Source organism: Nonomuraea terrae, assembly GCF_004348995.1.
Taxonomy (GTDB): Bacteria; Actinomycetota; Actinomycetes; order Streptosporangiales; family Streptosporangiaceae; genus Nonomuraea; species Nonomuraea terrae.
Genome location: NZ_SMKQ01000045.1, coordinates 1 through 25571 on the forward strand (window position 1 = coordinate 1; position 25571 = coordinate 25571).

The 25571-nt window shown below is 71.7% G+C and carries 28 protein-coding genes; 15 read left to right on the top strand and 13 right to left on the bottom strand.

Going from position 1 to position 25571, the window contains the following annotated elements:
• Nucleotides 1-314: 314 nt before the first annotated feature.
• The 3 genes from E1286_RS47855 to E1286_RS17165 all read left to right on the top strand — a co-directional run bounded on the left by E1286_RS47855 (nucleotide 315) and on the right by E1286_RS17165 (nucleotide 2879).
• A complete protein-coding gene (locus tag E1286_RS47855; RefSeq protein ID WP_165969774.1) occupies nucleotides 315-821 on the top strand; it encodes an MmyB family transcriptional regulator in 507 nt (168 codons plus the stop codon).
• An 87-nt stretch (nucleotides 822-908) separates the two neighbouring features.
• Nucleotides 909-1931, top strand: a complete 1023-nt coding sequence (locus E1286_RS17160; RefSeq protein ID WP_132613645.1) for a carboxymuconolactone decarboxylase family protein — start codon at nucleotides 909-911, stop codon at nucleotides 1929-1931.
• A gap of 282 nt (nucleotides 1932-2213) precedes the next feature.
• Entirely contained in the window at nucleotides 2214-2879 is a 666-nt protein-coding gene (locus E1286_RS17165) for a GntR family transcriptional regulator (protein WP_223190042.1), read from the top strand.
• Between the two features lie 2 nt (nucleotides 2880-2881).
• Here E1286_RS17165 and E1286_RS17170 read toward each other — a convergent pair whose 3' ends face one another.
• Complete coding sequence (locus tag E1286_RS17170; RefSeq protein WP_132613647.1) at nucleotides 2882-3682, bottom strand: alpha/beta fold hydrolase; 801 nt, start codon at nucleotides 3680-3682, stop codon at nucleotides 2882-2884.
• Nucleotides 3683-3798: 116 nt separating this feature from the next.
• On the opposite strand from E1286_RS17170, the gene E1286_RS17175 reads away from it, so the two are divergent.
• Nucleotides 3799-4374, top strand: a complete 576-nt coding sequence (locus E1286_RS17175; protein ID WP_132613649.1) for a TetR/AcrR family transcriptional regulator — start codon at nucleotides 3799-3801, stop codon at nucleotides 4372-4374.
• An 8-nt stretch (nucleotides 4375-4382) separates the two neighbouring features.
• Here E1286_RS17175 and aroQ read toward each other — a convergent pair whose 3' ends face one another.
• A complete protein-coding gene (aroQ, locus tag E1286_RS17180; RefSeq protein WP_132613651.1) occupies nucleotides 4383-4838 on the bottom strand; it encodes a type II 3-dehydroquinate dehydratase in 456 nt (151 codons plus the stop codon).
• 144 nt (nucleotides 4839-4982) lie between these two features.
• Between aroQ and E1286_RS17185 the strand changes: the two genes are divergently transcribed.
• The gene (locus tag E1286_RS17185; RefSeq protein WP_246074926.1) at nucleotides 4983-5675 is read left to right on the top strand and encodes a cation efflux transmembrane domain-containing protein; all 693 of its coding nucleotides are present in this window, start codon (nucleotides 4983-4985) and stop codon (nucleotides 5673-5675) included.
• Nucleotides 5676-5683: 8 nt separating this feature from the next.
• Here E1286_RS17185 and E1286_RS17190 read toward each other — a convergent pair whose 3' ends face one another.
• The 3 genes from E1286_RS17190 to E1286_RS17200 form a co-directional block, all read right to left on the bottom strand.
• The gene (locus E1286_RS17190) at nucleotides 5684-5899 is read right to left on the bottom strand and encodes a tautomerase family protein (RefSeq protein WP_132613653.1); all 216 of its coding nucleotides are present in this window, start codon (nucleotides 5897-5899) and stop codon (nucleotides 5684-5686) included.
• Nucleotides 5900-5922: 23 nt separating this feature from the next.
• Nucleotides 5923-6189 (bottom strand): hypothetical protein, encoded by a 267-nt coding sequence (locus E1286_RS17195; protein ID WP_132613655.1) that lies wholly within the window; start codon nucleotides 6187-6189, stop codon nucleotides 5923-5925.
• A 199-nt stretch (nucleotides 6190-6388) separates the two neighbouring features.
• Nucleotides 6389-6907: a hypothetical protein gene (locus E1286_RS17200; RefSeq protein ID WP_132613657.1), complete on the bottom strand. Its 519-nt coding sequence runs from the start codon at nucleotides 6905-6907 to the stop codon at nucleotides 6389-6391.
• Between the two features lie 635 nt (nucleotides 6908-7542).
• Between E1286_RS17200 and mdcA the strand changes: the two genes are divergently transcribed.
• The 10 genes from mdcA to E1286_RS17245 all read left to right on the top strand — a co-directional run bounded on the left by mdcA (nucleotide 7543) and on the right by E1286_RS17245 (nucleotide 16763).
• Complete coding sequence (gene mdcA, locus E1286_RS17205) at nucleotides 7543-9195, top strand: malonate decarboxylase subunit alpha (protein ID WP_132613659.1); 1653 nt, start codon at nucleotides 7543-7545, stop codon at nucleotides 9193-9195.
• Nucleotides 9196-9202: 7 nt separating this feature from the next.
• Entirely contained in the window at nucleotides 9203-10060 is an 858-nt protein-coding gene (locus E1286_RS17210; RefSeq protein WP_223190044.1) for a triphosphoribosyl-dephospho-CoA synthase, read from the top strand.
• Nucleotides 10048-10338, top strand: a complete 291-nt coding sequence (locus E1286_RS17215) for a malonate decarboxylase subunit delta (protein WP_132613663.1) — start codon at nucleotides 10048-10050, stop codon at nucleotides 10336-10338. Before E1286_RS17210 ends, E1286_RS17215 begins: the two co-directional genes overlap by 13 nt.
• Nucleotides 10335-11981 carry a biotin-independent malonate decarboxylase subunit beta gene (gene mdcD, locus E1286_RS17220; RefSeq protein WP_132613665.1) on the top strand — a complete coding sequence of 549 codons (1647 nt, stop codon included), beginning with the start codon at nucleotides 10335-10337 and terminating at the stop codon, nucleotides 11979-11981. The genes E1286_RS17215 and mdcD overlap by 4 nt, the downstream gene beginning before the upstream one ends.
• The gene (locus E1286_RS17225; RefSeq protein ID WP_132613667.1) at nucleotides 11972-12571 is read left to right on the top strand and encodes a malonate decarboxylase holo-ACP synthase; all 600 of its coding nucleotides are present in this window, start codon (nucleotides 11972-11974) and stop codon (nucleotides 12569-12571) included. The genes mdcD and E1286_RS17225 overlap by 10 nt, the downstream gene beginning before the upstream one ends.
• Nucleotides 12568-13530, top strand: coding sequence for a malonate decarboxylase subunit epsilon (mdcH, locus tag E1286_RS17230; protein WP_165969771.1), 963 nt, complete (start codon nucleotides 12568-12570; stop codon nucleotides 13528-13530). The genes E1286_RS17225 and mdcH overlap by 4 nt, the downstream gene beginning before the upstream one ends.
• The gene (locus tag E1286_RS17235) at nucleotides 13527-14369 is read left to right on the top strand and encodes an alpha/beta fold hydrolase (RefSeq protein ID WP_132613672.1); all 843 of its coding nucleotides are present in this window, start codon (nucleotides 13527-13529) and stop codon (nucleotides 14367-14369) included. The genes mdcH and E1286_RS17235 overlap by 4 nt, the downstream gene beginning before the upstream one ends.
• 471 nt (nucleotides 14370-14840) lie before the next feature.
• Nucleotides 14841-16061, top strand: coding sequence for an aldo/keto reductase (locus tag E1286_RS17240; protein WP_223190048.1), 1221 nt, complete (start codon nucleotides 14841-14843; stop codon nucleotides 16059-16061).
• A gap of 73 nt (nucleotides 16062-16134) precedes the next feature.
• The gene (locus tag E1286_RS47860; RefSeq protein WP_165969772.1) at nucleotides 16135-16293 is read left to right on the top strand and encodes a hypothetical protein; all 159 of its coding nucleotides are present in this window, start codon (nucleotides 16135-16137) and stop codon (nucleotides 16291-16293) included.
• 65 nt (nucleotides 16294-16358) lie between these two features.
• The gene (locus E1286_RS17245) at nucleotides 16359-16763 is read left to right on the top strand and encodes a YybH family protein (protein WP_132613674.1); all 405 of its coding nucleotides are present in this window, start codon (nucleotides 16359-16361) and stop codon (nucleotides 16761-16763) included.
• Between the two features lie 7 nt (nucleotides 16764-16770).
• Here the strand turns inward: E1286_RS17245 and E1286_RS17250 are convergent, their stop codons facing one another.
• The 8 genes from E1286_RS17250 to solA form a co-directional block, all read right to left on the bottom strand.
• Nucleotides 16771-18327, bottom strand: a complete 1557-nt coding sequence (locus tag E1286_RS17250; RefSeq protein WP_246074928.1) for an AMP-binding protein — start codon at nucleotides 18325-18327, stop codon at nucleotides 16771-16773.
• Nucleotides 18328-18414: 87 nt separating this feature from the next.
• Nucleotides 18415-19551 (bottom strand): NAD(P)/FAD-dependent oxidoreductase, encoded by a 1137-nt coding sequence (locus tag E1286_RS17255; RefSeq protein ID WP_132613676.1) that lies wholly within the window; start codon nucleotides 19549-19551, stop codon nucleotides 18415-18417.
• An 11-nt stretch (nucleotides 19552-19562) separates the two neighbouring features.
• On the bottom strand, nucleotides 19563-20369 hold the full coding sequence (locus E1286_RS17260) for an ABC transporter permease (protein WP_132613678.1): 807 nt from the start codon (nucleotides 20367-20369) through the stop codon (nucleotides 19563-19565).
• Complete coding sequence (locus E1286_RS17265; protein ID WP_132613680.1) at nucleotides 20366-21238, bottom strand: ABC transporter permease; 873 nt, start codon at nucleotides 21236-21238, stop codon at nucleotides 20366-20368. The genes E1286_RS17260 and E1286_RS17265 overlap by 4 nt, the downstream gene beginning before the upstream one ends.
• Nucleotides 21202-22302: an ABC transporter ATP-binding protein gene (locus E1286_RS17270; protein ID WP_132613682.1), complete on the bottom strand. Its 1101-nt coding sequence runs from the start codon at nucleotides 22300-22302 to the stop codon at nucleotides 21202-21204. The genes E1286_RS17265 and E1286_RS17270 overlap by 37 nt, the downstream gene beginning before the upstream one ends.
• The gene (locus E1286_RS17275; protein ID WP_132613684.1) at nucleotides 22299-23342 is read right to left on the bottom strand and encodes an ABC transporter substrate-binding protein; all 1044 of its coding nucleotides are present in this window, start codon (nucleotides 23340-23342) and stop codon (nucleotides 22299-22301) included. The genes E1286_RS17270 and E1286_RS17275 overlap by 4 nt, the downstream gene beginning before the upstream one ends.
• Complete coding sequence (locus tag E1286_RS17280) at nucleotides 23339-24391, bottom strand: ABC transporter substrate-binding protein (protein WP_132613686.1); 1053 nt, start codon at nucleotides 24389-24391, stop codon at nucleotides 23339-23341. The genes E1286_RS17275 and E1286_RS17280 overlap by 4 nt, the downstream gene beginning before the upstream one ends.
• Nucleotides 24388-25521, bottom strand: a complete 1134-nt coding sequence (gene solA / locus E1286_RS17285; RefSeq protein ID WP_132613688.1) for an N-methyl-L-tryptophan oxidase — start codon at nucleotides 25519-25521, stop codon at nucleotides 24388-24390. The genes E1286_RS17280 and solA overlap by 4 nt, the downstream gene beginning before the upstream one ends.
• Nucleotides 25522-25571 lie beyond the last annotated feature (50 nt).

The window sequence follows — 25571 nt, forward strand, 5'->3', positions numbered from 1 at the left end:
GGGCGGGGTCGTCGGCTCCATCCGGGGGGCGTCGCGGAGGGCGTCGGCGACGGCGTACCGCGAAGCTCGGATGAGCAAGGCGCGTTCAGATCAGTCAGTTTGAAGACGACCTCGGGAATCAGTGCAGAGGACTTCAGAAACCGACAGCCACTGATCACCTGCCCATGAAACCCGCCGGGCAGACGGCGAGGAAGGCACCCGTGAGAGGTGCGCTGACAGGACCCCCCTGCCAGCTGCCAGGTCGCACAGCCTCGGGAGGGTGGACAACCGCCGCGAGATCCGTGAGTTCCTGACCTCCCGCCGGGCCGGGCGACCTGGCCGGGGCTCCGACCAAGTCCTGGACGCCCTGGCCCGCCGCTGCGGTTGAACGAAGCAGAACGCACCCACCTGGAGCCTCTGGCCCGGGCCGCCAGTTCGACGCCACCCCCGACCACACCCGCTTCATCTTCCTCGACCCCCGCTCCCGCCGGTTCTGGGGCGACTGGGACCGCGCCGACGACGACACCGTCGCCCTGCTGCACGCCCAGGCCGGCCGCAACCCCTACGACAAGGACCTCGCCGACCAGGTCGGCGAGTTGCCGACCAGGAGCGAGGACTTCCGTACCCGCCCGGCACGCCACGACGTCCGCCAGCACCACCTCGGAGCCAAGCCCTTCCACCACCCCGTCGTCGGTGACCTCCACCTCACCTACGAATCCATGGACCCGCCCGCCGACGGTCTCACCCTCGTGGCGTACGGCACCACACCGCCCGCTTCCGGCTGGCCGTCCGCAAGCAGGGCTCGGCCTTGGCGAAGGACTTTCCCGCTTCCGGGGGAGTAGCACCGAATGACTCCGCCCGTACGACGACGCGGCCTGGTCGCGGCGGCGATAGTCGATGTCCGTGACCACTTCAGAAGGGCATCTGACATGTCGTCTCTCATCCGTCACATCACCCCCGTCGCCCCCGACCGCGCCGACGGCGTGCTGGCCGAGGTGTACGCGCAGGTCGACGCCGAGTTCAGCAGCATCGGACCGGCGGTGATGATGATGTCCCCGGCGCCGCAGCTGATGGCGGCGGGCTGGTCGCTGATGCGCGAGGCCCAGCTGGCCGGGGACGTGCCGCCGGTGGACCGGACGGTGGTGGCCCTGGGGGCGGCGCGGGCCAACGGGCTGGCGTACGACGTCGAGGCGTACCTGTCGGTGCTGCGACTGCTGGGCGAGGCGGAGCTCGCCGACGCGGTCGCGCGCTGGGAACGCCCGGCCGACGACCGGCTGGCGGCGCTGCTGAGCTGGGCGTCCTCGACCGGCGTGGCGGGCGGGGAGCCGGAGCCGTTCCCCGGCGGGCCGGTCGCCGAGCACGTCGGCACGCTGCTGTTCACGCACTTCGTGAACCGGGTGGCCGCCGCCATGCTGCCCCCGGGGCTGACGCCGGGCACCATGGACCCGGGTGACGAGCCCGCGTTCGAGGGCGCCCCGGTGCTGCACGGCCTGCGCCGCGCGCTGCCGCCCGGCACCACGCTCCCGCTGCTGGAGGGCCTGCCCGCCGGGAAGGAGCCGGCGTGGGCCGCCGGGCTGCCGATCGGCACCGCGTACGCCGCCCTGACGGCCACCGCCGCCCAGGGCGCCGGCCTCCTCTCCCCCGCGGCGTCCAAGACCGCCGAACGTGTGCTCGCCGACCACCGCGGACGCCGCCTGACCGCGGACGCCTCCTCGGACGACACGCCGCCAGGCGGCCCGCTGGACGACGCGCTGCAGGGCTTGCCGGTGGCGGAACGGGCGGGGGCGCGCCTCGCGATCCTGGCCGGGCTGGCCCCGGAGACCATCACGGACGCGGAGGTCGCCGCCTGGCGGGCCACCGACCGCCGCCTCAGCGACCACTGCACGGTCCACCTGCTCGCGTACGGCGCCATGACGGCGGTCACCCACATCGAGTCCGACCTCACCCTCTGACCCGCCGGCGGATGCGGTGCGCCTCGCAGTTCGGCCGGCCGGGAGGCTCCGGGTGAGCTGGGTGGTCGGTGGCCCTCGGGAGGGATGCTCCGCGAGCGGTCAGGTCCGTTGCCCCAGCCGCATCCCACGAAGTACGCAGAGCACCGCAGCCCCACACCCCTCCCGAAGGACCTCAGCCGAAGGACGGCCTGCTGGCGGAAATCATCGCTTTGGGACCGGATCGCCCCGGTGTGCGCGGTTAAGCTGATCGCTTAACTCATATATCGCGCAAAGGGAGACGAAGTGGCGCCTCTGCCGAAGGGCTCGGCCCTTGTCGTGGAGTCGATCGCGGACCAGCTCTACCGGATCCTCTGCCACCGGATCACCGGCGGGACCTACGCCCCCGGCTCCCGGCTCGACCCGCAGGCGATCGCGACGGAGTTCGGCGTCTCCCGCACCCCCGTCCGCGAGGCGCTCGCCCGCCTCGAACACGACCAGCTCATCGTCACCCGCCCCCGCTCGGGCACCTTCGTCGCCCGGCCGGGCGTCACCGACGTCCGCGAGGTCTGCCAACTGCGCAAGGGCATCGAGTGGGTCGCCACCGGGATCGCGGCGAAGACGATGCCCCAGGATCGGATCGCCGACCTGCGCGACGAGGCCGTCGAGGCGCTGCGGCGCGCCGAACGCGGCGACTACGAGCCGTTCTTCGCCAGCGACAGCCGCCTGCACAACGAGATCGTCGCCGCCACCGGCAACGCCCGCCTGGTCAAAGCACGTTCATCCGCCGAGCCGTTCGTCCAGTGGCTGCGGGCGCTCGGCGCGACCGGGCGGCGCCGCGTCGCCGGCTCCACCCGACGTCACCTGGAGATCCTCGACGCCATGGCCGCCCGGGACGTCGAGGCCGCCCAGCGCGCCGCCGCCGTGCACCTGGACGAGGTGGAGGAGCAGATGATCGCCGACCTGGGTTGAGCTCACAGCCCGTCCAGGAACTCGCGGACGGCACGGGCGAACCCGGCGGGATCGTCGTCGTGCACCCAGTGGCCGCAACCGGGGAACTCGCGCAGCACGGCGCCCGGCCGGCGCGCGGCCATCCGCCTGGCCAGCGCGGTGGGCAGCACGAAACTGTCCAGGCCGTGGACGAGCAGCGCCGGGCAGGCCGAGCCGAGCCAGTCGGCCCACCAGTCGCCGACGAGCGCCCGCTGCGAGGCCATCATGTCGTCGAGGTCGAACAGCAGCCCCCACCCGTCGGGGCGCTCGACGGCGCTGTCCAGGAAGTAGCCGGCGTCGGGGATGCCGCGCGCCTCGATGGCCCGGCGCAGCGCGTCCAGCGTGGGGGCGCGGCGCGGCCAGTCGCTCACGTCCAGCACGGGGTCCGGCACGTCCGGCGGCCGGTTGACCGCCCCGCCCTCCTCCACGACCAGCGCCCTGACCAGCTCCGGGTGCCGGGCGGCCAGCCGGAACGCGACCACCCCGCCCATGGAGTGCCCGAGCACCACCACGGGCCCGGCCCCGAGATCACGCAGGAACGCGGCGGCGTCGGCCACGTACGCGTCCGGGCCGAAGTCGCCGTCGCGGCCCGAGTGCCCGTGCCCGCGCTGCTCCAGCGCGATCACCCGGTAACGCGGGCCCAGCGCGCCGGCCAGGTGCGCGAACATGCGCGCCCGCCCGAAGTGCCCGTGCAGCGCCAGCACGACCACGTCACCGGCGCCCGCGTCCAGCCAGGCCAGGCGCAGCCCGCGGACGGTCGCGTACCTCTCCGTCATGAACGTCATCGGACCGGCCGCTCCTTTCCCGATCCGCGAGCATAACGACCGTCATGTGAATGGCGCAAAAAAGTCGTCATGCGCATAGGCTGACCGCCCCGGAGCCCGACAGGGAAGGTGACGACGTGGCCAGGCCCCGCGATCCGCAGCGCCGCACCGAGCTGCTCGACGCGATCCTCGCCTACCTCACCGAGCACGGCATCGCCGGCCTCTCCCTGCGTCCCCTCGCCAAGGCCCTGGGCCACAGCACGTACGTGCTCACCCACCACTTCGCCGGCAAGGACGAGCTCATCAGCGCCGTCCTCGCCCATCTCGACCGGCGGCAGCAGGAACGCCTGGCCGCTCTGCCCCGGCCGGGCGAGACCGGCGGCGGCCTCGGCGACGTCGTCCGCGCCTCCTGGGCCTGGCACATCACCGAGGACCTGCCCATGGTGCGGCTGCTGCACGAGATCGAGGGCCTGTCCGCCGCCGGCCGCCTCACCGGGCCGTACGTGCCCAGGATGCTGGGCGAGCGCGCCGAGTACGTCGCCGAGGTGCTGCGCGCCCACGGCGTGCCCGCCGACGTGGCGCTGCGCAACGCCACCCTGCTCAACGCCGCCTACACCGGCCTGCAGATCGACTACCTCACCACGGGTGACACGGAACGCGTCGAGGCCGCGCTCGGCGCACTGGCCGACACCGCCGACTCCTGGACCCGCTGACCCCGGCCTCAGCCGTTCGCCGCGCGCTCGTGGAGCGCCGTGATGGCCAGGCCGTAGCCGGCGATGCCCAGGCCCACGATGATCCCGGTCGCCACGGGCGAGATGTACGAATGGTGACGGAACGGCTCGCGCCGGTGGACGTTCGAGATGTGCACCTCGATGACCGGCAGCTCGACGGACTCGATCGCGTCGTGCAGCGCGACCGAGGTGTGGGTGAACGCGCCTGCGTTGAGCACCGCGCCGATCGACTCCCCCGCCTTGACCCGCGGCCCCTCCTCCTGGATCCAGTCGATCAGCTGCCCCTCGTGGTTGGACTGCCGGAACTCCACGTCCAGCCCCAGCTTCTCGGCCGTGCCGCGGCACAGGCGTTCGACGTCGGCCAGGGTGGCCGAGCCGTAGATCTCCGGCTTGCGTGTGCCGAGCAGGTTGAGGTTGGGGCCGTTGAGGACAAGCACCGAAGGCATGGAGTCTCGCTTCACGATCGTGCGGGCGCGCCGCCGGCGCGCTGACCTTGATGGAACCGCTTGCACCCTAACGACCCGCCGATCCCCCCGCCACCGCACGGACCCTCTTGTCGACGTATGCCGCGAGCCAGTTATCATCGCCATATGGCGATGAATCATGATTCGGTGCTCGCGTCGAGTCCGGGCCGGCGTGCCGTGCTGCGGCGCCGCATCCGGCTGCTGGTCGCCGCCACCATCGTGTACAACGTGATCGAGGCGGTGGTGGCCATCACCGCCGGCACCATCGCCTCCTCCGCCGCGCTGATCGGCTTCGGCCTCGACTCGGTCGTCGAGGTGGCCTCGGCCGCCGCGGTGGCCTGGCAGTTCTCCGCGACCGACCACGAACGCCGCGAGAGGACCGCGCTGCGGATCATCGCGGTGTCCTTCTTCGCCCTGGCCGCCTACGTCGCCTTCGACGCCGTCCGGGCGCTGCTCGGCGCCGGCGAGGCCGAACCCTCCACCCCCGGCCTCATCCTGGCCGCGCTGTCCCTGGCGGTCATGCCGTTCCTGTCGTACGCGCAACGCCGCGCCGGCCGCGAGCTCGGCTCCGCCAGCGCGGTGGCCGACTCCAAGCAGACCCTGCTGTGCACGTACCTGTCGGCGGTGCTGCTCGCCGGGCTGGCCCTGAACAGCGTGTTCGGCTGGGCCTGGGCCGACCCGATCGCGGCCCTGGTGATCGCCGCCGTCGCGGTCAGGGAAGGCCGCGAAGCCTGGCGCGGCGACACCTGCTGCGCCGTCCCGACCGCCTCCGCGCCGCCCTGCGATTGTTGCTCGCCCGCTCAGGAGGACCCGCGATGAGCGGGTCGTCACTCTTCGGCGTGCCGCTGGAGCATCGCCTGGGTCAGGACGTCCCCGCCGATGCCCCAGCCGCCGTCGGCGACCTCCTCGACCAGGACCATGGTGTTGGCCCAGGCGCGCTCGCCGTAGATCTCGACGTACAACTCGGTGGCACGGGTGACGATCGTCTGCTTCTGCTTGTCGTCGAGGGTTCCGGCGGGGACCTTGAAGTTGGCGAACGGCATGGTGGCTCTCTTTCGATGGGCGCTCACGGGAAACCGCCTGCGCCGTGCAGGCCGTCCCGCCAGAATGGCCCGATGAGCCCGCCGGAAAGCACGCTGGCCAGGTGAAGCACCGTAGGGAGCGTCATCTTTCGCTCCACGCGGAGAAACGGCAGGGAGCCGCCTTCACCGCTCAACCCGCCGCGCTGGCACAGCCGGTAGTTGCGTTGCATGGTCACGTCAGCCATATGTCCTTTTCTCAGGGTCTGCTCCGTTTTGGTGATCAGCCGAAGCGAAAGCGCCGCCAGATCCATATCGCGGTTACTCGATGGGGTCTGTCCGGCCGGCATGCTCGACCAGACAGACCCATCAGGTGTGAACGCGATGCCGCTCAGCCCGTCCAGGGCGTGGAACCGCGCACGGCGTTGTGGGTGACGCGAAGGGAACCGACCAGCGGAACCCAGCCGCTGCATACGAACGCGACCTCGCCGACAGCGGGAAGACGTGTGATTCCTACGACTTTACGACACGATCCAACTTTCGGGTGAAGTCGGAGTCGTTCTCGATGTCGAGAACACGCCTAACGACGAAGTCGAGCTCCTGCAAGGGCTTCGCGGGGTCGCCGCCCCGGGATAACCAGTTCGAGTAGCAGCAGATCGAGTAGGCCCAAAGCTCGGTGCAGATGCTGGCTAGGCAGGCGCTGTCGGGTGGTGACGGGTTCTCGTCCTCGTCGTAGCTGGGGGTGGCGATGATGTAGCTGTCGGGGCCGGTGCGGTACAGGCCGAGGCCGCAGTTACTGGTTGGCTCGTAGGCGCACCCGATGGCAGCCATCAGTTCCACGGCCTGGGCCTGGCCGAGGGCTGAGTTGTAACTAGCGAGGTTTCCCTCATCCCAGTCGAAGATGGGGCGGAGGTCGTCGGTGACGAGCAGTTTCCCTGAGGGAACCTCAATCGTGATCGTTGTGGTGATGCCATCCGGGTAGGGGCAGGGGTCCTGCACAGAGACGGCGTGTTCACTGACCTTGAATTTCATCCAGTGATCACACGCTGCGCACCGGTAAGGGCCACCTGAGATGTGGGGCTCCCCGCTGCCGAACAGCCGGAGGACCTCCACCTCGCTCTCGTGTGGCAGGTGGCCGTTGGCCTTCACAGGCAAGGTCTGAAGAGTCAATTAGGTGTCGCGCTTCCTTCGATTGCCGTGCTGCAGCTGACGCTGAGGAGAGTTGGTCCAGCGCCTCGTCGTAGTTCAGGTTTTTCGTTCGCTCGTAGGTGATCCCGGGCTGGAGCTCGAGCAGCATCTGCAGGATGCGCAGGCCGAGGTGGCGCTTCTGCAGGTCGCGACGGCGGTTGTAGGAGCTTGGTCCGGGTCCGGTGAAGCGGATGGTGGCCGATCAGACGTCGCGGTGGGGGACCTGCTGACGAACTGGACATGCTCGTGGCTGCCGCGCCGAACCTGGGGCGGCGCGGTCACATCCCGTCTTTTCGCTGCTGGCCAAAAGCAGCGGACGAGTATCGAGTGCCGGGCTGATCACCACCCGACACCCGCACCGTGTGGGCGCTCGGCAGCGGCCGCACGCCCGGCGGCGTCGAGGGCGGTCCTCGCCGAGTTTGGGGAACTGCTTCTGAGGTAGGAGAACACCCTGGTCAGCGCGCTACGGGGGGTGAGCGATGGCCTCCACGGCGACGGGCGCCAGGGACTGGACCCGGCGCAAGACCGCGAAACTCGAGCGACTCGAGGCGGTTCGCCCGTACGTTTCGGGGCGGGAGCTGGATGCCGGGCGTATCGGCGGCGCACTCGAGGCCCTGCTGCGTCCCGGTGACCGGGTGGCGATGGAGGGCGACAACCAGAAACAGGCTGACTTCCTGGCCGAGGCACTGGCCGGCTGCGATCCGGACGTGGTAAACGACCTGCACCTGCTGATCTCCTCGATCAGCCTGCCAGCGCACCTTGACGTGTTCGAGCGTGGCGTGGCTCGCCGTCTCGACTTCGCGTACGCCGGCCCGCAGAGCGTGCGCATGGCGCAGTTGCTGGCCGATGGCAAGGTCGAGGTCGGTGCGATTCACACCTACGTCGAACTGTACGCGCGCATGTTCGTGGACCTCACGCCGAACATCGCGCTGCTCTGCGCGGAGCAGGCCGACCACGACGGTAACCTGTTCACCGGGCCCGGCACCGAGGACACACCGACCATCGCCGAGGCGGTGGCGTTCTCCGGCGGCGTGATCGTGGTCCAGGTGAACGAGCTGGTCGACAAGGTTCCCAGGGTGGACATCCCGGGCGACTGGGTGGATCTGATCGTCGAGAGCCCGCGGCCGTTCGCGCTTGAGCCGCTGTTCACCCGCGATCCCCGTCACATCGGTCAGGTGGAGATCCTGATGGCCATGATGGCCCTGCGCGGGATCTACGAGCGGCACGGCGTGGTCACGCTGAACCACGGGATCGGCTACGACACCGCGGCGATCGAGCTTCTCCTGCCCACCTACGGCGAGGAGCTGGGACTGCGCGGGAAGATCTGCCGGCACTGGACGCTCAACCCGCATCCGACGCTCATCCCCGCCATCGAGAGCGGCTGGGTGGAATCGGTGCACTGCTTCGGAGGCGAGCCCGGCATGGAGCGGTACGTCGCCGCCCGGCCGGACGTGTTCTTCACCGGCCACGACGGCTCCCTGCGGTCGAACCGGGTCTTGTGCCAGCTCGCGGGGCAGTACGCGGTGGACCTGTTCATCGGGTCGTCGCTGCAGATCGACGCGTACGCGAACTCCTCGACGGTCACCGAGGGCCGGCTGACCGGGTTCGGTGGAGCGCCCAACATGGGGCACGACGCGCGCGGCCGCAGGCACCCCTCCGCCGCGTGGCTGAACCTCCTGACCGGCCAGGCGCCAGCGGTGCGCGGGCGCAAGCTCGTCGTGCAGATTACGCAGACCTTCCGCTCGGGCGGCACTCCGGCCTTCGTGGAGTCGCTGGACGCGATCCAGGTGGGCAAGGATGCCGGTATGCCTATCCCGCCGATCATGATATACGGCGAGGACGTGACCCACGTGGTGACCGAAGAGGGGGTGGCCTACCTCTACAAGGCCGAGGGTCCGGCCGAACGGCGAGAGGCGGTGGCCGCGGTCGCGGGCGCCACCCCGGTCGGCCGCCGTGCCGACGAGCGGCGTTTGGCGGCACTGCGCCGTGACGGCCTGGTAGCGCTGCCCGAGGACCTCAAGGTGGACGTACGCAAGGCGCGGCGCTCCCTGCTGGCGGCCCGCAGCATCGAAGATCTCGTGGCCTGGTCCGGAGGACTCTATGACCCGCCCGCCCGGTTCCGGACCTGGTGACCCGTCGGTGCGGGCGGACGTACTGGCTGACACGGCGGTGCGGGCCCTGCGGGCGGAGGCCCTGCTGAGCCCCAAGCCCGGCCTGGTCGACGCGCGGGGCAGCGGCGCGCACGACGACATGGACCTGCCGCTCCTGCTGGCCTCCGCCGAGGCGCTGCGCCCCACGTTCCGCGCCGTCGCGGACACGGCGAAACGCCTGGTCTTCGGCGCCGAGCTGCGGGAGGAGCTGGGCCGGCTCGGCCGTGCGGGAGATCAGGCGATGTCGCGAGCCACCGGTGAGGTCAACACCCATCGCGGGGCGTTGTGGGCGCTCGGCCTGCTGGTCGCCGCCATCGCGGGCGGCGCCGGCGACGAACGGTGCGCGGCCGGCGGTGCGGCCGGGCTGGCCGCGCTTCCCGACCAGTGGATCCCGGCGGGACAGGCTTCCCATGGCGAGCTGGTCCGGCGGCGGTACGGAACCGGCGGTGCGCGCGGTGAGGCCGAGGACGCCTTCCCCCACGTCATCGAGGTCGCGCTGCCGCGGCTGCGCCGGGCGAGGGCGGACGGCCGTAGCGAGGAGGTGGCCAGGCTGGACGCGTTGCTGGCGGTGATGAGTCTCCTGAACGACACGTGCGTCCTGCACCGTGGCGGCCGCGCGGGACTGCGCGTCGTACAACTCGGGGCCTCACATGTCCTGGCCGAGGGAGGCGCGGGCACGGACCGCGGCCGATCCGCGCTCCTTGAGCTGGACCACCGGCTCCGCGGACTGCGGCTGTCGCCGGGCGGGAGCGGCGACCTGCTGGCCGCCGCGCTTTTCCTCGACATGCTGCCATGGCCGGGGCGACGTCTCCGCGCCGAACTGGAGGTGACGGCATGCAGACGCTGACCTACGAGTTCCCGGCGGACCGGCCGCCCGCCCGGCGTACGCATGTGGGGGTGGTCGGCTCGGGCGATCTTGAGGTCCTGATGACGCCGGCGAACGGTACCGCGCGAGTGCGGGTGCGTACGAGTGTGGACGGGTTCGACACGGTGTGGCGAACCGTGCTGGAGCGGTTCTTCGCCCGGCACCCCGTCTCCGCGAGCTTCGAGCTCAACGACTTCGGGGCCACACCGGGCGTGGTCACGCTGCGCCTGTGGCAGGCCATCGAGGAGGGCAGGGCATGACGTCCGCCACGGACTGGGCGGCGCGACTTGCGCGTACCAGCTTCATCGAACTGGACGCTCGCGCCCGGGCCGCGGCGCTGCTCGACGACGGCGCGACCCACGAGTTGTGCGGTCCGTTCGACCGAATCGAGTCGCCTTGGCTGGAGCCACAGGGCGTGGTCCCGCAGTCCGACGACGGGGTCGTGGTGTTCAGGGGACGGCTCGGCGGACGCCCTGCGGTCGTGATCGCGATCGAGCAGGCATTCCAGGGCGGAGGCATCGGCGAGGTGTCCGGCGCCAAGATCGCGACCGCGCTGTCCCTTGCGGCCCGCGACAGCCGCGGTGGCGCCACGACCGCCGCGGTACTGCTGCTGGAGACCGGGGGCGTGCGCCTTCAGGAGGCCAACCTGGGCCTGGCCACGGTCGCCGAGGTGTGCTCCGCCCTGTTGGAGCTACGGCCCCTCGCGCCGGTCGTCGGCGTCATCGCTGGAGCGCTGGGCTGTTTCGGCGGCATGAGCATCGCCGCCGGGCTGTGCACCAAGCTGATCATGACCGAGGAGGGCCGGCTCGGGCTCGACGGCCCGGCGGTGATCGAGTCGGAGGCGGGGGTGGCCGAGCTGGACGCCTCCGACCACCCGCTCATCTGGTCGATCACCGGCGGGGGAACGCGCACCCGGACCGGCCTGGCGGACGAGCTGGTCCTCGACGACGTCGCCGCGCTGCGGTCCGCGGTGATAGGCGCGGTGGCGCAGGGCGTACCGGCCGAGCACCGCTCCCAGCGCAGCGAGTTGCGGGCGCGCATCGAGGCCGCCCGCCCGTCCGGGACACACGACGTCGTGGCCGGGGGAGCCCCACCGATGAGCCGCGGGCGGGCCTGGACTCAGGCACTCGCCGACGGAGGCGTGAACGGCGGCGTCCCGTCCCTGATCACCGCGGACCTCACACTGGGCGACGACATCGCCCGCATCCTCACCGTCGTCCCCGACCCGCACAGCCCGTACCATCGGGCCCGCCGGGGCCAGGTCGGCCTCCGCGAGGGGCTCGCCCTCGCCTCCGAGGTGACCAGGACGGTCACGGAGGACGCGCACCTGCCTGACGAGCGCCGCCGCCCGATCGTCGCGCTCGTCGACCTGCCCAGCCAGGCGTACGGGCGCGTCGAGGAGACGCTCGGCATCCACCAGACGCTGGCCGCCGCCGTGGACGCCTACGCCACCGCCCGCACGGCCGGGCACCCGGTGATCGCCCTCATCGTCGGCACGGCGCTGTCCGGCGGACTGCTCGCGCACGGCTTCCAGGCGAACCAGATCCTGGCGCTCGACGACCCGGGCGTACTGATCCATGCCATGCACAAGAAGGCAGCGGCGCGGGTGACCTTGCGTACCGTGGCCGAGCTCGAGGAGCTGGCCGGGCGTATCGTGCCCCTGTCCTACGATGTCACCGACTGGGCGGGGCTCGGCCTGTGCGACGAGCTCCTGACGGTGGAGAACGCCGGCGACCCGACCGAGAGGGACGTGCGCAAGGCAAAGGACGCGCTCACCGCGGCGGTCGCACGGGCGCGGCGGGGCCCGCGTGACCTGAGCAACCGGCTCGACTCGCCTGGTGCGCGCCGAACCCGCGCGGCCTCCCACCGCGTCCGCGAGGCGTTGACCTCCCAATGGGACTGATCGTCCGTCCTCACGACTTGCTGCTCCTCGCCGGCGGCGGGTCGTGGGAGGCCGCGCTCTCCGACTGGGCGCGCACGTCGCTCGCCGGCTGCCCCTGGGCCGTCGTACGCCGGGCGCTGTGCCCGCCCGGCCTGATCCCGGTCGGCGTACGCGGTCCGAACCGGTCGCAGCGCCACGCCGCCCTTGTCCCCACCGCAGCGGTGATCCGCCGCGTACTGCCGGAAGCCCTGCGCTCCCATCCGCGCCTGCCCCATCTGGCGGCCACTCTGTCCGCCGTCGCCCGGCTGCTGGACGGCGTCGCCGTCTGGGGCCCCACCGGCGGCGTCGGCTTCGAGCTCGCCACCGGGCGCTCGGCCACGCACGCCGCGAGCGATCTCGACGTGCTCGTCAGGGCGCCGTACAGGTGGGACCAGGCTGTGGCCACTCGCCTCGCCGAGGCATTCGCGGCGCTGCCCGCCCGGGTCGACTGCCTGCTGGAAACCCCGCGAGGCGGTGTCAATCTCGTGGAATGGTCCCGTGCCGGCGGTTCCGTCGTGGCCCGCACCGCCCACGGCCCGCAGCTCGTGACCGACCCGTGGGACGCGGCATGAAGGTCGCCTTCCTCTACCCCGGCCAGGGCACCCAGCGCCCCGGGATGCTGCACGACCTGCCGGCCCATCCGGCCGTCGCCGAGACCCTCGCCGAAGCCGAACACATCCTGCCCGGCTCGTCCCTCCAGGACAGCGCGGAGGCGCTGAGATCGTCCGTCACCGCGCAGGTCGCGCTCTGCATCGCCGGGGTGGCCGCGACCCGCGCCCTCGATCGCGAAGGCGCCACGCCCGACGCCGTGGCCGGCCACTCCGCCGGGGCGTTCCCCGCCGCCGTCGCTTCTGGAGCCCTGACCTTCACCGAAGCTCTCACGGCCGTGCGTAAACGGGGCGAGTTGATGCGGGACGCGTATCCCCGCGGGTACGGCATGGCCGCCGTCCTCGGCCTGAGCGTGCCCCAGGTGCGCCGTGTGGTGGAGAAGGTGGCAACCGAGGCCGACCCGGCGTACGTCGCCGTCATCGACTCCGACCAGCAAGTCGTGGTCGCGGGCGGGGCGCACGCGCTGGAACGCCTCGCGGCGACGGCCGCCGAGGCCGGCGCGCGGCACGTACAGCGCCTGGACATCGCCGTCCCCTCGCACTGTCCGCTGCTCGCCGGCGTCGCCGACGCCATGACAGACCACCTCGCCGCGGTACCGCGGCGTCGCCTCACCGTTCCGTACCTCAGCGACTCCACGGGCAGGCTGCTCCACGACGCCGGCGCCATCTTGGACGACCTTGCGCGCGGCGTCGCCACCACGGTGCGATGGCGCGACGTCACCGCTCTGCTCGGCGAACTCGGCATCACCCTGTTCGTCCAGACACCGCCGGGACACGTCCTGGCCCGGTTCGCCCGCGCGGCCCACCCGGACGCGCGCGTCGTGGCTCTGGCCGGCACCCGCATCACCGACGTGGTGTTCCTCGCTCGCCGTGCCCGGCGACCACCTCAGACACACGATCCGGTCAAGGGGGAAAGACGATGAGCCGTCCAGGTACTGGAACGACGATCGCATGCCTCACGGTGCTCACCGCGACCATCGCCGCGCAAGCGGCCACGGCCCACGCGAGTGGACCGCTGCCCTGTCCGTCAGCGGGCACGACCAAACCGACGGTCGTCCTGGTCCATGGAGCATGGGCCGACACCTCCAGTTGGAACGGAGAGGTGGACGCGCTGCGCCGGGCGGGCTACCCGGCACGCGCCATCGGCAACCCGCTGCGCAACCTCGACGACGACGCGGCGACCGTCGCGGACTTCCTGACAACCGTCTCCGGCCCGGTCGTCCTGGTGGGGCACTCCTACGGCGGCTCGGTCATCACGAACGCCGCCGTGAACGCCCCCAACGTCAAAGCCCTGGTGTACGTCGACGCGGCGGCACCGGACACGGGAGAGACCACCGCCCAGCTCAGCGGATCCGGCTCCGCGCTCAACGGCGACCCGGACACCCTGTACGACAAGGCTTCCTACTCGAACGCGCCCCAGGGCGCGAGCGACCTGTACCTCAAACGGGACGTCTTCGTCGGCTCGTTCGCCTCGGGCCTGCCGCGCGACACTGCCGTACGCTTGTGGGCCTCGCAGCGAGCCGCGTCGACCAGCGCGTTCCAGACCCCGTCACGGGCCGCGGCGTGGAAGAAGATCCCGTCCTGGTACTTCGTCAGCACCGGCGACCGGATCATCACGCCGGCGTCGCAGCTTTCCATGGCACGGCGAGCCCACGCGAAGGTCACCAAGTTCTCGGGCGGGTCCCATCTCACCCTGATCTCGCACCCGGACGCGGTCACGTCGGTGATCGCATCGGCAGTCTGCTCCGTGAAGGGGGATTAGGCGATCTGTCGTCAGCGCCGGTGAACCTCCACCGGGCGCGCCGTCTGTTCGGTGCGGTCGTCCAACCCCTGATCAGTCTGGGCCTCTTCAGCCCAGAAGGGATTGTCACAGTCCTGATCAAGCGCATGACAGGTGTTGGTGATCCGTACCCCGCCGTTGTCGCGTACGTCGTGTGCGAGGGGAGAGCGGACCATGCAGACCATGGTCGGGCGCGTCAGCCAAGAGCGTTACGACCAGATCGTCACCCGCGCCCAGGAACTGCGGGGTCAGCGATGTAGGCGATCGGTGATCGGGTGATGGCCTGGTCGGTGGCGCGGTTGTGCCGGATGGCCGCGGCCGGCCACGCGGAAGTGATCGCGCCGGCTCCCTGAATGTGCAGATCTACGTAGATCGTTACGCACCTCGATGGTGGGATACGACATCGAGCACATTTCTGGACAAGAACGTCATCGCAGGTAAACGGGGGACGCCTTGACGAGCACTGAAGGACTTTCGTGGCAGCGGCGGGACGTGCCGTCGCCGCTCGCCGATCCACATCGCCCGGGCACCGCGCCCAACGGGCGGCACACGGCCGTCCGGCTCGACTCCTTCCGTACGCTCGGCAACACAGGTTTGCGGGTGAGCCCTCTGGCCCTCGGCGGACTGACGTTCGGCGACAGCGTTGCCGGCTCCGACGACTACACCACCTACGCGATCCTCGACCGCTACCTCGGGGCGGGCGGGAACCTCATCGACACGGCCAACATCTACACCGGCGGGCGTTCCGAGGAACTCATCGGCACCTACTTCGGCAGTCGGCCCAGCCTGCGTGACCGCGTCGTCATCAGCACCAAGTTCGCGGGCACCCTGTTTCCCAACGACCCCAACGGCGGCGGCGCGGGCCGCAAGGCGATCATGCAACAGGCCGAGGAGTCGCTGCGCCGGCTGCGCACCGACTACATCGACCTGTACTGGCTGCACAACTGGGACCGGCACACTCCCCTCGAAGAGACGATGTCGACCCTGAACGACCTCGTCCACCAGGGCAAGATCCGCTACATCGGCCTGTCCGACACGCCGGCGTGGGCGGTCGCCCGGATGGCGTCCATCGCCGAGTTCCGCGGCTGGGCGAACGCCGCGGCGATCCAGGTCGAATACTCGCTGCTGCAGCGCACCTCCGAAGGGGAACTGTTCGGCGCCGCTCGCGAACTGGGACTCGGGGTGATGCCCTGGAGCCCGCTGGCGAACGGAGTGCTGTCAGGCAAGTACACGCGCAGGATCAACGCCGTCAAAGAATCCGGCCGTGCCGGCGCGTGGGTCGCGCCGTACCTCAACGAGGCGACGTTCACCCTGCTCGACGCCATGCGGCGAATGAGCGACGATCACGGCGTGCCGGTGGCGGCCATCGCGCTCGCGTGGGTACGGCAGCAGACCGAGGTGACCACGATCGCCATCGGGGTCCGCACCACGGCGCAACTCGAAGCGAACCTCACCTCGCTGGAGGTGAACCTGACCAAGCGGCAACTCGCCGAACTCGACACGCTCACCCGGCCGAACCTGAACTTCCCGGCCGACTTCCTCTCCCGGCATGCCGCCTCCACCCAGCAGGGCGGCACCACCATCAATGGCGTGCTCTCCCCCGGACCCGTGCACCTCGGCAGCGCGTCCGCGGACGCGACCGTGCAGTTCCCGGTGCAGGCGCGGATCCGCTAGCTCGCGATCACGTCTCAGACAAGATCATTGCCGGGGATTCTCAGAGGTACCTTACCCGGCCACCGTCCTGCGGATGCTGCGCGAACACGACACCAACGCGGTAGCGGCGCCTGTCGCGTTGCTGGGGTCTGTTCGGGTGGCGTGTGGAAGGTGGCAGCTGATGTGGTCGATCGTCGCCATGATGTTTTCAGGAGTGGTCGCCAGTACCTGCATGGGTGGCACCTTCAACTGACGTGAGAGCCGCTTCAACGAACGCGGTGATCCTGAACCATCGGCATGTGATATGATCATTTTGTCATGACCCTTCATGACGATGCTCAGCCTCGCCTGGTTCTCACCGGCGACCCCGGCAATCCCGCCGTGCAGTTCGTCGCGGCGATGAACTCCGGCGATCCCGACGCGTTGGACCACGTCTACGAGGACGGCGCCGTCCTCGTGCCGGTGCCGGGCCACCCCGTCAGCGGCCCCGCCCTGGCCGCCGCCAACCGTCACCTGCAGAGCTTCGGCCTGCCGATCGAAACCCGCCCCCGGCACGCGTACGTGGCCGGGGACATCGCCCTGCTCATCGTCGACTGGTCGATGCGCGGCACCGCGCGCGACGGCAGCGCGGTCGACCTGAGCGGCACCGCCACCGACGTCGTCCGCCGCGGCCCGGACGGCCGATGGCGCTACGTCATCGACAACCCGCACGGCACCGCGTGACCACCTGTCACGATCGTGAGTCGGCCAGGAGCCGGGACCGGTCCACCTTGCCGGTCTGGTTCCTGGGCAGGGACGGCACGAAGACCACGTCGCGCGGCACCTTGAACCCGGCCAGCTCCTCCTTGACGGCCTGCTTCAGCTCGTCCGCCGACAGCGTGACCCCTTGCTCGGCCACCACGTACGCGGCCAGTCGCTGCCCGAACTCCTCGTCCGGCACGCCGAGCACCGCCACGTCGGCGACGCCGGGGCGGCGGGCGAGCAGGTTCTCGACCTCCTGCGGGAACACGTTCTCGCCACCGGAGACGATCATGTCGTCGTCGCGGCCGTCGATGAACAGCAGGCCGTGCTCGTCCCGGTGGCCAAGGTCGCCGGTGGCCAGCAGGCCGTCCTCCCCGCGCGGTGCCGTCCCGAACGTCAGGCCGCCGCCGACCAGAACCCGTCCCACCTCGCCGGCCGGCTGCTCGCGCCCCTCAGGCCCTTCGACGCGCACGGTCGCTCCGCGCGGCGGGCGGCCCACCGTCTCAGGGGCGGCCCGCAGGTCGGCGGGCGTGGCCAGGGCCGCCCAGCCGGCCTCGGTGGAGCCGTACAGGTTGTAGAGGACGTCACCGTAGGCGTCCATGAACGCGGTGGCGAGGTCTGGCCGCAGCGCCGAGCCACCGCAGAGCACCACGCGAAGGTGCGGCAGCCGCCGGGGCGGGAGGGCGAGCAGCCGCTGCAGCATCACCGGCACGGCGACCATGCTGCCCGCACCGGTGCGTTCGAGCGCGTCGAGAACGCCCTGCGGGTCGAAGCGGCGTATGAGCACGACCGGGCAGCCGAGCACGAGCGCGACCGCGTACCACAGGATGCCGAGCCCGTGGAACAGCGGCGGCGCGACGAGCATCGGCTCCCCGCCGCGTACGGGCACGGTGGCCAGCATCGACACGAACGGCTCCGCCACCGCCCCCAGGGAGAGCCTGCGCGGGGCGCCCTTGGGCACGCCGGTCGTGCCGGAGGTGAGCAGCACCAGCCGCCCCGGCCGCCGGGGCCTCGGCACGGGCGGCCCGCCCTCGCTCACCAGGTCGTCGAGGTCGCTGACGCGCGGCCCGCCGAACTGGACCCGCGCGAGGCCCGGGTCCGCGATGAGCACGTGGACGCCCTCGCGGCGCAGGATGTCCCGCAGCTGCGGCCCGGCCAGCCCGGTGTTGAGCAGCAGCAGGTCGGCGCCGAGGCGGGACACGGCCGCGGCGGCCGTGACGAAGCCGCGGTGGTTGGGCCACATGACCGCCACCGTCGTGCCCGGCCCCGCGCCGTAGCGGGAGCGCAGCGCGGCGGCCAGCGCCGCGGCGCGGGCGTCCAGCTCGGCGAACGTCAGCGTCCCGTCCTCGTCCAGCACGGCGGGCCGCTCCGGCCAGCGGGCAGCGGCCGCCGCCACGCCCGCCGCGAGCGACACGTCGAAGGTCCGGTACGCCTCCACCACGCGGGCCAGCACGCCGGGCGGCAGCGGGCGCAGCAGCCCGTTGCGGGTGAGCGTGACGGCGGCCTCCACCCCGAAGCCGCCCAGCTCCATCAGCTTTCCGATCATGGGCTCATCAGGCCTTTCTTCCCCGAGACGAGGTACGCCTGCCCGCCCGCACGCCTCCGGAACCCGCCGCTCAGCGACGGCGGCGCGTCACTGCTGACCCGGCCGGCGAGCCGGGACGGGCGCGGGACCGGCCGTGCCGTCGGCGAAACGGCCGGGGCGGAACGGCTCCAGCAGCGCCGACTCCACACCGAACAGCTCCCCCGCCACCTCCTCCATCAGCAGCGGCGCCAGCGTGACCCCGCTGTGCGTGGCCACCGTGTACACGCGCCGGTCGGCGTCGGCGAACCCGGCCACGGTGAGCCCGTCGCCGGGCATCGCCCGCTGCCCCACGACCGCCCGCTCCACCTCGGCTCCCTCCGTGCCGCGCAGCACGCCGGGCAGCCGTCCGAGGATGTCGGCGCGGATCTCCGCCGGCACCGGCTCGGCCGGGTCGGCGAGCCCGTCCAGGGGCAGCGACTGCAGCAGCAGCCGCCCGCCGCCGTCCGGGCGCAGGTTGAGCCCGGCGGTGGTGAGCACGCGGGACAGCCGTGCGGGCACCGGCGTCGTGGTGACCAGGAACCCGTTGGTGACCGAGCCGGACACGACCGGGTCCAGCATCGGCACCGTCGCCCCGGCCAGGGCGGCGACCTGACGGGTCCAGCGGCCGGCGCAGGTGACGACGGCGTCTCCGGCGAACGTGCGCCCACCGGCCAGCACCTTCACCCCGGACGCCGACGTCTCGACCGCGGTGACCTCGGCGCCGCACTCGACCACCGCGCCGCCGTCGCGCGCCTCGCCGAGCAGCCGCCCGAGCAGGCGCAGGGGCTGGACGTACGCCTCGCCGGGGAAGAACACGTACTCGGCGCCAGGAGGCGGGACGAGGTCGGGCTCCAGCGCCAGCGCCCGCCGCGCGGTCACCCGTTCGACCGGGTAGCCCAGGTCGAGCAGCCGGCCGACGCGGGCCTCAAGGTTCTCCTTGTGCTCGTCGGTGACCGCGCACTCGAGGTTGCCGGTGGGGAAGAACCAGTCGCCGGGCAGCTGGTGGTGCGCCCAGACGGCGGCGTGGTTGAGCTCGAAGTACGCCTTGGGGGTCTTGTTGTTGGCGTTGACCCACGCGACCGAGGTGGACGTGGTGCCGGCTCCCGGCGTACGCGCCTCCAGGACCGTGACCTGGGCGCCGCGCCGGACCAGCCCCGCCGCGACCGCCGATCCCACCACTCCCGCGCCGATGACGACGACCCGCATGCCGGTTCCTTTCACTGTTGATCCCGGTCGGCGCCGAACAGCCTGGCCACGCCGACGAAACGTTCGATGACGACGACCGCGACCACGGCGAACAGCACCATCAGCGTGCCGATCGCGGTGACCGTGGGGTCGTAGTCGTACTGCATGTAGTTGAAGATCCTGACGGGCAGCGTCTGCAGGTCGGTGGTGACCACGAACAGTGCCACCGTCAGGTCGTCGAAGGAGGTGATGAAGGCGAAGAACGCACCCCCGATCAGCGCCCCGCGCACAGCCGGCAGCGTCACGTGCCAGAACACCGCGAACGGCGGGGCGCCCAGCCCGGCCGCGGCCTTCTCCGCCGACCGGTCGAGCCCGGCGAGCCCGGCCAGGACCAGCCGCACCGCGTACGGGACGGTCAGCACCAGGTGCGCCAGCAGCAGCGTGAACGGGCTGGAGGCCAGCCCCATCTGCGCGAACCACTGCAGCAGTCCGATGCCGAGCACGATCGTGGGCACCGCGAACGCGCTGGACAGCACCGCCTCCAGCGCGGCCCGGCCGGGGAAGCGGTAGCGGTGGATGGCGAGCCCGCCGGCCAGCCCGGCCACCGCCGACACGGCCGCCGCGCCCAGGGCCACGCCCACGCTGAGCGCGAACGACGACAGGAACTCGGGCTTCTGGAACACCTCGGCGTACCAGCGCAGGGTGATGCCCTGCGGCGGGAACGTCACGTACGCGGTCGTGGTGAGCGAGGAGGCCACCGTGACCGCGACGGGCGCGATCAGGAACAGCCCGACGAGCACCGCGAACGCGCCGCCGAGCAGGGCGGTGAGCCGCGTCATCCGAACACCACCTCCCCGCCGCCCCTGCGCAGCAGCCGCGAGTACGCCAGCAGCAGCCCGGTCGTCACGACCACCAGCACGAAGCCGATCGCGGCCGCGTACGGCCAGTCGAGCGTGACGGTGGCCTGCGTGTAGACGAAGTACGGCATGAGCTTCACCTTCGGGCCGCCGAGGATCGCCGGGGTGACGAAGCTGGAGGCCGTCAGGCTGAAGACGATCATGGCTCCGGCCAGCATGCCGGGCGCCGACAGCGGCAGCGTGATCCGCCAGAAGCAGGTCCAGCCGGACGCGCCGAGCCCCCTGGCGGCCGGCACGAGGGTGCGGTCGATCCGGTCGAGGCTGCCCATGAGCGGCAGCACCATGTACGCGAGCATGACGTGGACCATGCCGATGAGCACGGCCGTGTCGTTGTAGAGCAGCTGTGGCGGGGTGAGCCCGAACCACTCGATCACGGCGGCGACCGGCCCCTGCGGCCCGAGCACCACCAGCCATCCGTACGCGCGGATGACCATGCTGATCAGCAGCGGCGACAGCAGGAGCAGGGCCAGCCAGTTGCGCACACGCGGCGAGCGGCCGCGCAGGTACAGCGCGAAGGGGTAGCCGACGACCAGGCAGCCGATCGTGGTCAGCGCGGCCACCTTGAGCGTGTTCCACAGGACGTCCCGGTAGAACGGGTCGCCGAGGAAACGCTGGTAGTTGTCCAGCGTGAACGCGCCCGTCTGCGTCCTGAAGCTGTTGGCCACCAGCGTGCACAGCGGCGCCACGAACAGCAGCGCGAAGATCAGGATGGCCGGGAGCGCGAGCAGCAGGCCCGTGCGCCGGCCGGAGCGGTTCAGCGAGCCGCCAGCGACGCGTCCGACGGCCGCCATGCGCAGGTCACCTCCTCCCCCACCGCGGGCACCCGGGCGTCGAACGGCAGCGCCGCCGTCACCTCGCCGGCCGGGGTGGCGACGACGCAGCGGATGCGCGAGCCGAGAAAACGCGTCTCGCGGACCGTGCCGCGCAGTCCCTGCGCGCCGTCCGTGCTGATCCGCACGACCTCAGGCCGTACGTACAGCCGCACGGCCTCGCCCGCGGCAGGCGGGTCACCGGCGGGGGTGGCGGCCACGGTCTCCCCGGCGACCGTGCAGGCGTACCCGTCGGCCACGGGCCCGGCGGCGGTGCCCTCGATGGCGTTGACCTCACCGATGAAGCGGGCCACGAAGTCCGTGCCGGGGCGCAGGTAGATCTCGCGCGGCCGGTCGAGCTGGTGGATCACGCCGTCGGCCATGACCGCGATCCGGTCGGAGACGGCCAGCGCCTCCTCCTGGTCGTGGGTGACGAGGATCGTGGTGGTGCCGATGCGGCGCTGCAGGGCGGCGACCTCCTCACGCAGGCGTACCCGCAGCTGGGCATCGAGGTTGGAGAAGGGCTCGTCGAGCAGCAACAGGTCGGGCTGGACGACCAGCGCCCTGGCCAGCGCGGCCCGCTGCTGCTGGCCGCCGGACAGCCGGCCGGGGTGCCGGTCGGCCATGCCGTCCAGGCCGACCAGCTCCAGCATCTCGGCGACCTGCCTGCGCCGGTCGGCGGCGGGAACCTTGCGCATGCGCAGGCCGAACGCGACGTTCTCGGCGACCGTCATGTGCGGGAACAGCGCGTACGACTGGAAGACCATCCCCATGGAACGGCGGTGCGGCGGGACGGCGGTGATGTCGCGGCCGTCCACCTCGATCACGCCGCCGTCGGCGGTCAGGTGCCCGGCGACCATGTTGAGGGTCGTCGTCTTGCCGCAGCCGGAGGGGCCGAGCAGCGTGAGGAACTCGCCGGGCTCGGTCTCCAGGTCCACCGACGAGACCACCTCCTTGCCGCCCAGCACCTTGCGCACGCCGTCCAGCCGCAGCCGCCCGCGCCGGACGTCGGACCGCGCCGGCGCCTCGGTGACGCTCGTGCTCATGAGCGCTCAACCTCCTTCGTCCATCGGTCGGTCCAGCCGGCGCGCGAGTCGTTGATCACGCTCCAGTCCAGCGGCGTCATCCCGGCCGCCTGCTCCGCGCCGACGACGCGCTTGGCCACGGCGGGGTCGAGCTCGGCGTCGGTGACGGTGGGGGCGTCGTAGCCCTCGGCGGCCAGCTTGCGTTGGATGGCCGGCTCCAGCAGGGCGTTGACGAACTTCTGCGCCAGGTCAGGGTGCGGCGCCTTGGCGACGACGTTCGCGGTCGCCAGCAACGGGATGGCGCCTTCCTCCGGGTAGGCGAACGTGATCGGGAAGCCCTTGTCGGCCAGCGTCTCCACCCGCGAGCCGCCCCAGACGGAGGCGACCGCCTGCCCCTGCAGGAAGTAGTTCGACACGTCGGCCGTGGTGTCGAAGGTGAAGGCGTTGACCGCGACCTTCTCCACGCCCGCGAAGCCGGGCTCGGCGTCCCGCTCGGAGCCGCCGCCCTCGCGGGCCGCCAGCATGAGGGCGCCCACGCCGTAGGTGTTGCTGATCGACGGGAACACGACCTTGCCCTTGAGCCTCGGGTCCGCCAGGTCGGACAACTTCCTGGGCGCGGGCACGCCGTTGTCGGCGTACCACTTGTCGTTGTACGCGATCCCGGTCGCGGTCAGCGCGAAGCCGACGCCGATGTCTCCGGGCAGGCGGGCCACCTTCTCGACTTTCGCCAGGCGCGTCACGGTGGCGGGGTCCAGCTCGGCCAGCAGGCCCGCCTGCGCCGCCTGGGCCTGCGGCCCGTCGTCGATGAGGGCGACGTCGATCTGCGGCGCGGCCTGCTGCGCCTTCAGCTTGGCGACGGTGTCGGTGGAGCTGCCGGCGATGTAGGTGACCTCGCAGCCGCACGATTTCTCGAAGTCGGGCAGCACCGCCTGCTCGAACGCCTCCTGGTACGAGCCCCCGTACCCTGCCACCACGAGCCTGCCCGCCGAGACGGCCGGGCTGGGCGGGGAGCAGGCCGTCAGGCCGATGAGGGCCAGCGCCACGGCGAGCAGCCTGGTCATGAGGTCTCGACCTCCTTGTTCCAGCGCTCCGTCCAGGCGGAACGGTTCTTGTTGATCGTTTCCCAGTCGAGCTTGCGCAGGTCGGCGGCGCGGTTCTGGTCGACGACCTTGCCGGCGAGCGAGGGGTCGAGCGTTACCCCCCTGACGACCGGGCCGTTGAAGTTGGAGGCGGCCATGGCCTGCTGCGCCGACGGCTCCAGGAGCGTGTTGACGAACTTCTGCGCCAGGTCGGCGTGCGGCGCCTTGTTCACCACGTTGACGGTGGCGATCAGCGGCAGCGCGCCCTCTTCCGGGTAGACGAACGCGATCGGGAAACCCTTGTCGGCCAGCGTCTGCACGCGCGAGTTGCCCCACACCGTGGCCACGGCCTGTCCTTGCAGGAAGTAGTTGGACACGTCGGCCGTGGTGTCGAACGTGACGGCGTTGGCCGCGATCTTCTTCACGCCCGCGAAGCCCGGTTCGATGTCCTGCTCGGAGCCGCCGCCGACCTTGGCGGCGATGAGCAGCGCGCCCAGGCCGTACGTCTGGGTGATGGACGGCATCACGAGCTTGCCCTTGAGCCCGGGGTTCTCCAGGTCGGCCAGCCGCTTCGGCGCGGGCAGGCCGTTCTTGGCGTAGTAGTCGGTGTTGTAGGCCAGGCCTGTGGCGTTCAGGGAGAAGCCGACGCCGACGTCCCCGGGCAGGCGGGCGAGGTCGATGACGTTCGGCAGGTTGGTAACCACCTTCGGATCGAGGGGGGCCAGCAGTCCCGCCTCGACCGCCTGGGCCTGCACGCCGTCGTCGATGAGGGCGACGTCGATCTGCGGCGCGGCCTGCTGCGCCTTGAGCTTGGCGACGGTGTCGGTGGAGCTGCCGGCGATGTAGGTGACCTTGCAGGAGCAGGACTTCTCGAAGCCCGGGATGACGGACTGCTTGAACGCCTCCTCGTACGAGCCGCCGTACCCGGCGATGACGAGGGTGCCGGGGGCGGCCGACGGGGTGGGCGCGCCGCAGGAGGTGAGGGCGAGGAGCCCGGCGAGGAGCCCGGCGGCCAGCGGTCTGGGTGTCATGGCGACCTCCGAAGGGGGCGGTTCGGGGCAAGGTGGCCGATGCCGCGCGCCGTCGCGCCGGTCTCGACCAGGTCGGCGACGATGTCGCCGAAGACGGGGGCGAGCTTGAAGCCGTGCCCGCTGAACGCGGCCGCGACCACCGTGCGGCCCATCCTGCCGAGCAGGCCGTGGCCGTCGGGGCTGAAGGCGTCGGCGTACGTGGCCACGCGGATCGGGTCGGGCCGCAGGCCCGGCAGGGTCGCGGCGACCGCCTCGGCGACCTGCCGCACGTAAGCGACCGGGACGCTGCGGGGCAGCGACTCCGGTGAGCCGATCGGCCGCCACGGGACGTGCAGGTTGACCTTGACGCCGGCGCCGTCCACCGAGGGGAAGCAGGAGTAGGCGGGCTCGCCGACGCGGATGGCGATCGGGCACCGCTGCGGGCCGAAGAGCGTCTCGTCGCGGCGCGGGAACCAGGTCGAGGTGATGGCCATGGCGCTGACGTGCCGGGCGAGGGGCTGGGGGAGCAGGACGCCGGGCGTGGCCGCCCAGGGGCCGGGGGCGAGGACGGCGTGTGTGAAACGGTGCCGGCCGTCGCCGGTCACGACGGTCACGCCGGTGGCGTCCGCACGTACCTCGTGGACCGGCGTGTAGCGGGCGATGCGGGCGCCGGCCTGTTCGGCGGCGTTCGCGGCGGCGACCACGGCGGGCTCAGGGCGCAGGTGGCCGGCGTCGGGGTCGGCGACCAGGACCTCGCCCTCGCGCAGCGGATGCTCGGGGACCCGCTCGCGCGCGTCCCGCCCGGTCAGGACCTCGACGGGCAGGTCGTGCGCCCGGGCGGCGGCCAGCACGGCGCGGATCTTGGGGTGGTCGCGCGGGCCCGCCGTGACGCCGCCGACCGGGGTCAGCAGACGGCGGCCCGAGACGCGTTCCAGCTCCTCCCACAGGGTGCGCGCCTCGCGCAGCAGCGGCACGTACTCCGGGCCCTCCTTGTACGCGGTGCGGAAGATCCGCGACTCGCCGCCGGCTGCCCCGCGGTCGTGGCCGGGGGCGTAGGCGTCGAAGCCGACTGCCGGGATGCCGCGTTCGGCCAGGCGCCACAGGGCCATCGAGCCGACGGCGCCGGTGCCGACGACGGCGACAGAGGTCATGGAACCGCTCCTCAAGGGCAGGACGGGGGACCGTCGCGCCTACGGCGCAC